The organism is Okeania sp. SIO2B9, assembly GCF_010672505.1.
GTDB lineage: Bacteria > Cyanobacteriota > Cyanobacteriia > Cyanobacteriales > Microcoleaceae > Okeania > Okeania hirsuta.
The window spans coordinates 1-6,566 of the sequence record NZ_JAAHGK010000301.1 but is presented as its reverse complement, the minus strand read 5'-3'; the positions used below and the strand labels follow the sequence as shown (position 1 = coordinate 6,566).

The 6,566-nt window shown below is 33.6% G+C and carries 4 protein-coding genes; 3 read left to right on the top strand and 1 reads right to left on the bottom strand.

Annotated elements, in window-relative coordinates; translation table 11 throughout:
• Window positions 1–390 precede the first annotated feature (390 nt).
• The 3 genes from F6K13_RS12695 (at window position 391) to F6K13_RS12685 (ending at window position 3,801) form a co-directional block, all read left to right on the top strand.
• On the top strand, window positions 391–1,542 hold the full coding sequence (locus tag F6K13_RS12695; RefSeq protein WP_287243322.1) for an ABC transporter substrate-binding protein: 1,152 nt from the start codon (window positions 391–393) through the stop codon (window positions 1,540–1,542).
• Window positions 1,543–1,916: 374 nt separating this feature from the next.
• Window positions 1,917–2,801, top strand: a complete 885-nt coding sequence (locus F6K13_RS12690; protein ID WP_124145908.1) for a carbohydrate ABC transporter permease — start codon at window positions 1,917–1,919, stop codon at window positions 2,799–2,801.
• 145 nt (window positions 2,802–2,946) lie between these two features.
• A complete protein-coding gene (locus F6K13_RS12685; protein ID WP_124145909.1) occupies window positions 2,947–3,801 on the top strand; it encodes a carbohydrate ABC transporter permease in 855 nt (284 codons plus the stop codon).
• A 458-nt stretch (window positions 3,802–4,259) separates the two neighbouring features.
• Here the strand turns inward: F6K13_RS12685 and F6K13_RS12680 are convergent, their stop codons facing one another.
• Entirely contained in the window at window positions 4,260–6,245 is a 1,986-nt protein-coding gene (locus tag F6K13_RS12680; RefSeq protein WP_287243319.1) for an ABC transporter ATP-binding protein/permease, read from the bottom strand.
• Window positions 6,246–6,566 lie beyond the last annotated feature (321 nt).

Sequence of the window (6,566 nt, the reverse complement as noted above, 5' to 3'; positions counted from 1 at the left end):
ATCAAAGTTGTAATCCAAAGCAATGTATCATCGTAAATTAAGTACAAGTCTATTATAATAGAAAATCTTGCTTTATTTACTAATGTCATTTTCTAATAGCTTATAGTTAGATAAATATAGTCAAAATTTCTTTTTAGTCAACTCTTTTATTAAAAACTATCAGCCATTTTTCACTCTTTAATTTACCAAAATAATGAAACATACTAAATTTTTAAACCCTACTCTAGAAAAACTAAAACCCAAAGTTAATGGCTGGTTAAAATTCCTGATAATTAGACTAAAAAAAAATTCCAAATAACCATTTTAATTTTAGCAACTTTTCTGGGTATTTTATATAGCTCAATTTCACCTGCACTGACCCAGGAAAAACCTGTAACTATCCAAGTATTAATGTCAGCTATCACAGCTACTCAATTAGAACCAATTCAAATAGACTTTAACAAAAGTCACCCAAATATTAACTTAGAAATTGTCAAAGCTCCTAAGGATACTAATTTAGTAGAAGACCTTTATACATCCTCTTTTTTACTAGGAGATTCACCATATGATCTAGCTTATATGGATACAGTTTGGGTGCCAAAATTTGCTGCTGCTAACTGGTTACAAGACCTTTCTGAAAAAATTGATAAACAACAATTAGAAGAAACATATTTGTCAGGAGATATAGAAGGAGGAACTTACAAAAATAAACTTTATTGGATGCCATTAATCTCTAATGGAGGAATGCTTTATTATCGCACGGACTTATTAAAAAAAGGTGGATTTGAACCTCCTAATACCTTTGAGGAGCTAATCAAAATATCACAAGAATTACAACAGCAAGGATTAGTTGAATGGGGATACCTTTGGCAAGGTAAACAATATGAAGGTTTATCCGCAATGTTTATCGAAATTCTCAAAGGTTATGGAGGTTTTTGGGTAAATTCAGAAACAAATGAAGTAGGATTAGATCGACCAGAAGCGATAGAAGCAGTAGACTTTTTACGCACAACTATTACCGCAGGAATTTCTCCTCCTGGAGTAACAACTTATGCAGAAGAAGAAACTCGTCGTTTATTCCAAAGTGGTAAGACAGTTTTTCTACGCAATTGGCCTTATGTATATCCATTAGCATCAAAATCAGAAATAGCCGGAAATTTTGCTATTAAACCAATGGTTCATGCTTCAGGAAAAGAAAGTGGAGCTTGTTCAGGTGGATGGGGGTTAGGAATAGTTAAAAGTACAAAACATCCAGAGGAAGCATGGGAAGTTATTCAATACTTCAACAAACCAGAAGTTCAACGTAAGTTGATTTTAGAAACAGGTCTTGTTCCTGCCAGAAAATCACTTTTTAATGACAAGATTCTAGTAGCAGAATTTCCTTACTTACCAAACTTATTTCCAGTAGTTGAAAATTCTGTTTTACGTCCTCCCATTGCTCAATATGCTCAAGCTTCAGATATTTTACAACGTTATCTTAGCGCTGCCCTAACTGGTTCCCGTACTCCAGAATTAGCAATGAAAGGTGCCGCAGCAGAAACTCGTGCTTTGTTAGGAACTTGAAGAAGGAGATGGGCAGTGTGGGGAGGTGGGGACCCACCCCTAACCCCTCCCAGGAGGGGAATATTGAGAAAGATTTGGCAATGGCGCTCAGATGGAACATTTTTTTATACCGAATTAAGCAGATTTGATATTAAACCCATAACGGCAAAGATAATTATAATTTTGGAGCTATTTTTAGAATTAAAGATACTCCTATTTTGAACCTATATAACTAAAATGATACTTGAAGTTTGCTCTTTGTAGTGGGGAGGTAGGGAGTGGAAAGATGGTCATCAAATATAGCATTATTATTCAGAAATGGTATTAGCTGTGTAATCCAGTGACAAAAAGCTATTAGTTATTCCCAACTTATTGCTCAAAAACAGTATAAATTAATGACAATAAACACAATTGAAAAAAGAGAAAAATTAACAGGATGGCTCTTGATTTTACCAGCTATTCTAGTATTGCTATTCGTATTTGTTTATCCCATTGGTCGAGCTTTTTTGCTAAGTCTATTCACAGAAAATTTAGGTACTGAATTAAAACCTATTTTTTCCGGCTTAACAAACTACAGTCGAATGTTAAATGATGGTCGTTTTTGGCAAAGTTTATGGAACACCACAATATTTACAACCATCTCCATTTTTCTAGAATTAATATTAGGAATGAGTATCGCTCTTATCTTAGATAAATCATTCCGAGGACGAGGTTTTGTTCGTACTGTTAGTCTCATTCCTTGGTCATTACCAACCGCAGTTATGGGATTAGCTTGGGCATGGATTTTTAATGACCAATTTGGCATAGTTAATGACCTACTTTTCCGTTTAGGATTAATTCAAACTAATATTACTTGGTTAGGCGACCCATTCAGAGCAATGTTAGCAATGATTATTGCTGATGTTTGGAAAACAACGCCTTTTATAGCCATCATTTTATTAGCAGGATTACAATCTATTTCTTCTGATTTATACGAAGCTCATGCTATTGATGGTGCTAACTCTATTCAAAGTTTTCGACAAATTACAATCCCATTATTAATCCCACAAATAGTAATTGCTTTGTTATTCAGATTTGCTCAAGCATTTGGTACTTTTGACCTGGTACAAGTAATGACTGGAGGTGGACCTGCTGGAAAAACAGAAACTGTTTCTATCTATATATATGCCACTATTAGACGTTATTTAGACTTTGGTTATGGAGCTTCTTTAGTAGTAGTAACATTTCTACTATTAATTCTTGCCGTAGCGATCGCTAGTACCGCTACGCGGAAGTTATAGCACTACGCGCAATTCAAAAGTCAAAAGTCAAAAGTAATATCTGACTGAGTTTGAGAATTTATAAATGTCCTAACCTAAATTCGTAGTGCTATATATGATATTTGGATAATAAGTGATAAACAAGTTTTTGAATGAGGAATCAAAAATGTCTATATTAAAAAATCGATCATCAATCAAAACAGACAGAATAATTCTATGGGTAAGTGTGGTGTTAATTGTCATATTTTTCCTAGCTCCTGTTTTATGGCAATTACTAACTTCTTTCAAAACAAATGAGGCAATATCAGCAGTTCCTAATATCTATTTCCCCGCTCCCAACCAATTAACTTTTGACCACTATCTTAGTTTGGGTTTGGGTTTTCTCCGCTATGTTTTTAATAGTGCTTTTGTGTCTATTATTTCAACAGTTATTTGTCTAGGAATAGGAGCGCCTGCTGCTTATACTTTGGCACGGTTAAAACTCCCTGGAGAAAATATCATTATTGCCTGCGTTTTAATAGTCAGTCTGTTTCCCTATGTATTATTATTTTTGGGTCTGTTAGAAATTATTAAGTCTCTTGGTTTAGGTAATAACTATATCTCCCTAATTATTCCTTACACTGGGATAAATTTACCCCTGACAATTCTGGTCTTAAGAAGTTTTTTCCAACAGTTACCAAAAGATTTAGAAGACTCAGCCAAAATAGATGGTTACAACACAATTTCTATGTTGTGGAATATCGTCTTACCTCTAACAATTCCAGCATTAGTAACCACAGGAATTTTAACCTTTATTTTTGCCTGGAATGAGTTTATTTTTGCTCTGACTTTTATTACTCGTTCCGAAATGTACACTATTCCCGTTGCCGTTGCTCAGATAGGGGGTACTTCTGTATTTGAAATTCCCTACGGACCAATTGCTGCTGCAACAGTAATAGGCACATTTCCTTTGTTAATTTTGGTATTAATAGCTCAACGTCGAATTGTTCAAGGTATTACTGCAGGAGCTGTCAAAGGGTAGGTAGGGTTTGCTGAAAAAGTCTTATGGGTAAGGGTAGGAGACAGGATAAATGGGAATTATAGAGGAGGTAGGAGGAAGAATAATCCCTTGATTATTCTGCGCAACTATGCGCCTAAAATACTAATTTTTTGAACCATTTCACGGAAGTTAAAAGTTAAAAGTAATATTTTTAGGACTCAAAACTTTGACACGACAGTAATTTCAGGAAATTATTTCACCTCTAAAGGAGCGAAACTATTTGTAACATTCTTTTTTCACGCTTGGTATTAAGAAGTAAAAAAATTTGAAATCAGGAAAAAGTAGATATTTCCTAACTCTAGTTTTTTCCTGAATCCTGATTTTTAATCCTACATTTTGAAGTGCAGAATATAGTTTTTATACAAACGATATCAACAGTATTCATACCAAAGGTTAAAGATTTATTCCTTCTTCCTTCTTTCTTCTTCCTTCTTCCTTTATTAATTAAATGAACTAGCTTCTGCTTGATAATCTTCTGCTGATAATACTCGCCAATTAGCATCACCTGTTAATTCTAAAACTTGTTGATGATATTTCAACAAACTTAAACGATGTCCTACACTGACAAATGTTGTTTGAGTTGCTTGTAATTTTTCATAAAGTTCCGCTTCATTTTGTAGGTCTAAAGCGCTGGTAGCTTCATCTAAAATTGCATAATTGGGCTTAATTAATAATAGTCTTGCAAAGGCTAAACGTTGTTGCTCTCCCAAAGATAAAACATTTTCCCATGGTAACTCCACATCAAAACCATCTAATCTATCTGGTAAATCTTCTAAGTTAACCAATTTCAAAATTTTTCTTAATTCATACTCATCAAAATCTTGGTTAACTTGAGGGTATAACAACTGTTCTCGTAAACTTCCTAAAATCATATAAGGGCGCTGAGGTAGAAATAATATTTCCTCCAAATTCGGGCGTACTAAACGACCCGTACCCGATGTCCATAAACCTGCTATTCCTCTTAATAAAGAACTTTTACCTGCTCCACTTTTTCCGACAATTAATAATCCTTGACCTGACTTTACTGCTACTGATAAATTTTTCACCAGAGTCTTTTGACTTTCATTAATTTCTTCGTGATTTAAAGGAGTATTTAAAGTAATATTTTCTAACGCTAATCTAGAACTTTCTGTTACATCAATTTCTCTAGTTCCTACTTCTGATACTTTTCTAGTATCTTCTAATGTTTCTCTAAATTTATCCAAACGGTTAATACCAGCCGCAAAATTAGTTAAGTTGTCGATTTGACTAACTACTAAAGAAAAAGCTCCTAAAACCTGACTAAAGGCAAAACCTGCCTGACTAATATCTCCAAATTTAATCTCACCTGCAAAATAAATAGGAGCCATAATTAAAGAAGGCAAAATAATTACTGCATATCGATAACCTGTAGTAAAGTAATCTACATTTCTTTGCCACCCAATCAGCAAATTAAAATTATTAAAAACCTGAGTAAATCTTTGTCTAATTTGAGATAATTCTTGCTCTTCTCCTCGATAAAAAGCAATTGATTCGGCATGGTCGCGGATATGAACTAATCCATAACGAAAGTCTGCTTCTCGTTTGAGTTGGTAGAAATTTAAAGGAATTAATTTTCTGCCAAAAATTACTGCTACTAATGTTCCTGCCACAGCATAAATAATAAGAAATATTGAGAGTGGTATTGATATTGACCACAGAATTCCTGTGAAGGAAATAACGTCAATTATTGAGTTGAGAATTGTGAGGAGAAAAAATAAACTTTGGTTAGTGAAAGATTTAATATCCTCTGCAATTCTTTGGTCTGGATTATCAATTTTCCCCTTTGAATCTATTTCATAATATGACCTATTTTCTAAGTAGTTATTTAGAAACTTATTTGTCATCCACTCTCGCCAGTAAAGTCCTAGTTTTTGCCTTGTATACGTGTAAATAACAACTATAGGAGTACCAACAATAAAAACCCCAGCATAAACATATAAGAACCGCCAAAATGTAGGTTGGTCTTTTTCAGATAATGCAGTTGTAAAAAAGTTGCCTACATAGCTAATAATTACATTTAAACCACTAACTGACAGAGATAATAATAGTAACAAACTTAACAATGCCCAAGGCTGCCAACGTGGGATAAGCTGTTTTTTATAGTACCAAAAACCAATGGCAGGAACGACAACCATTAAAGCAATAACAAATATCCAGTGCGAATTAATAATATTGTGAATTGTATTGACTAAACCAGGAGCAATACTATTAAATGACTCACCAAATATAGCTTCATTAACCAAACAAATCAAACTAACAACTAAAAAAACAGCAGCAAATAAAAACATTAAAAGCAGAAATAATAATCCTAAAAAGACTTTGTTTCCCCCCGGTTCTAGTGGATAAAAATACGGTTGAGCAATCTGCAAAAAACTATTCCAAAGTTTATTGTTAAATTTATTCATGTTTGATTTTCTAACAGTTAACTAATATAGATTATAACCTATAATTTTTCATCTGTAAATACATGGTGATATATATAAAAAATCAAAAAAAACAGGGTGATAAAGGATTTAAACCATGCCCATATATTGCTAATTAAAGCTACTTATATTTCCCAAATAAGTAATGAAATTTCCTAAAAGTTAATAGTTTTTTTAACCAAAAAATAAGGTCTCAAGCCTCTCCTTTTAAGGGGATAAAAAAGCGGTCGTTAGCGCAGCTTCCCGTAGGGTGGGATGGCGAGGAAACCTGCCCCATATCCAATCGACCAAGAGAAAATAAAG

Coding starts and splice junctions, on each gene's coding strand:
- F6K13_RS12685 (WP_124145909.1), top strand. CDS start 2,947: ATGTCTATATTAAAAAATCGATCATCAATCAAAACAGACAGAATAATT.
- F6K13_RS12690 (WP_124145908.1), top strand. CDS start 1,917: ATGACAATAAACACAATTGAAAAAAGAGAAAAATTAACAGGATGGCTC.
- F6K13_RS12695 (WP_287243322.1), top strand. CDS start 391: ATGTCAGCTATCACAGCTACTCAATTAGAACCAATTCAAATAGACTTT.
- F6K13_RS12680 (WP_287243319.1), bottom strand. CDS start 6,245: ATGAATAAATTTAACAATAAACTTTGGAATAGTTTTTTGCAGATTGCT.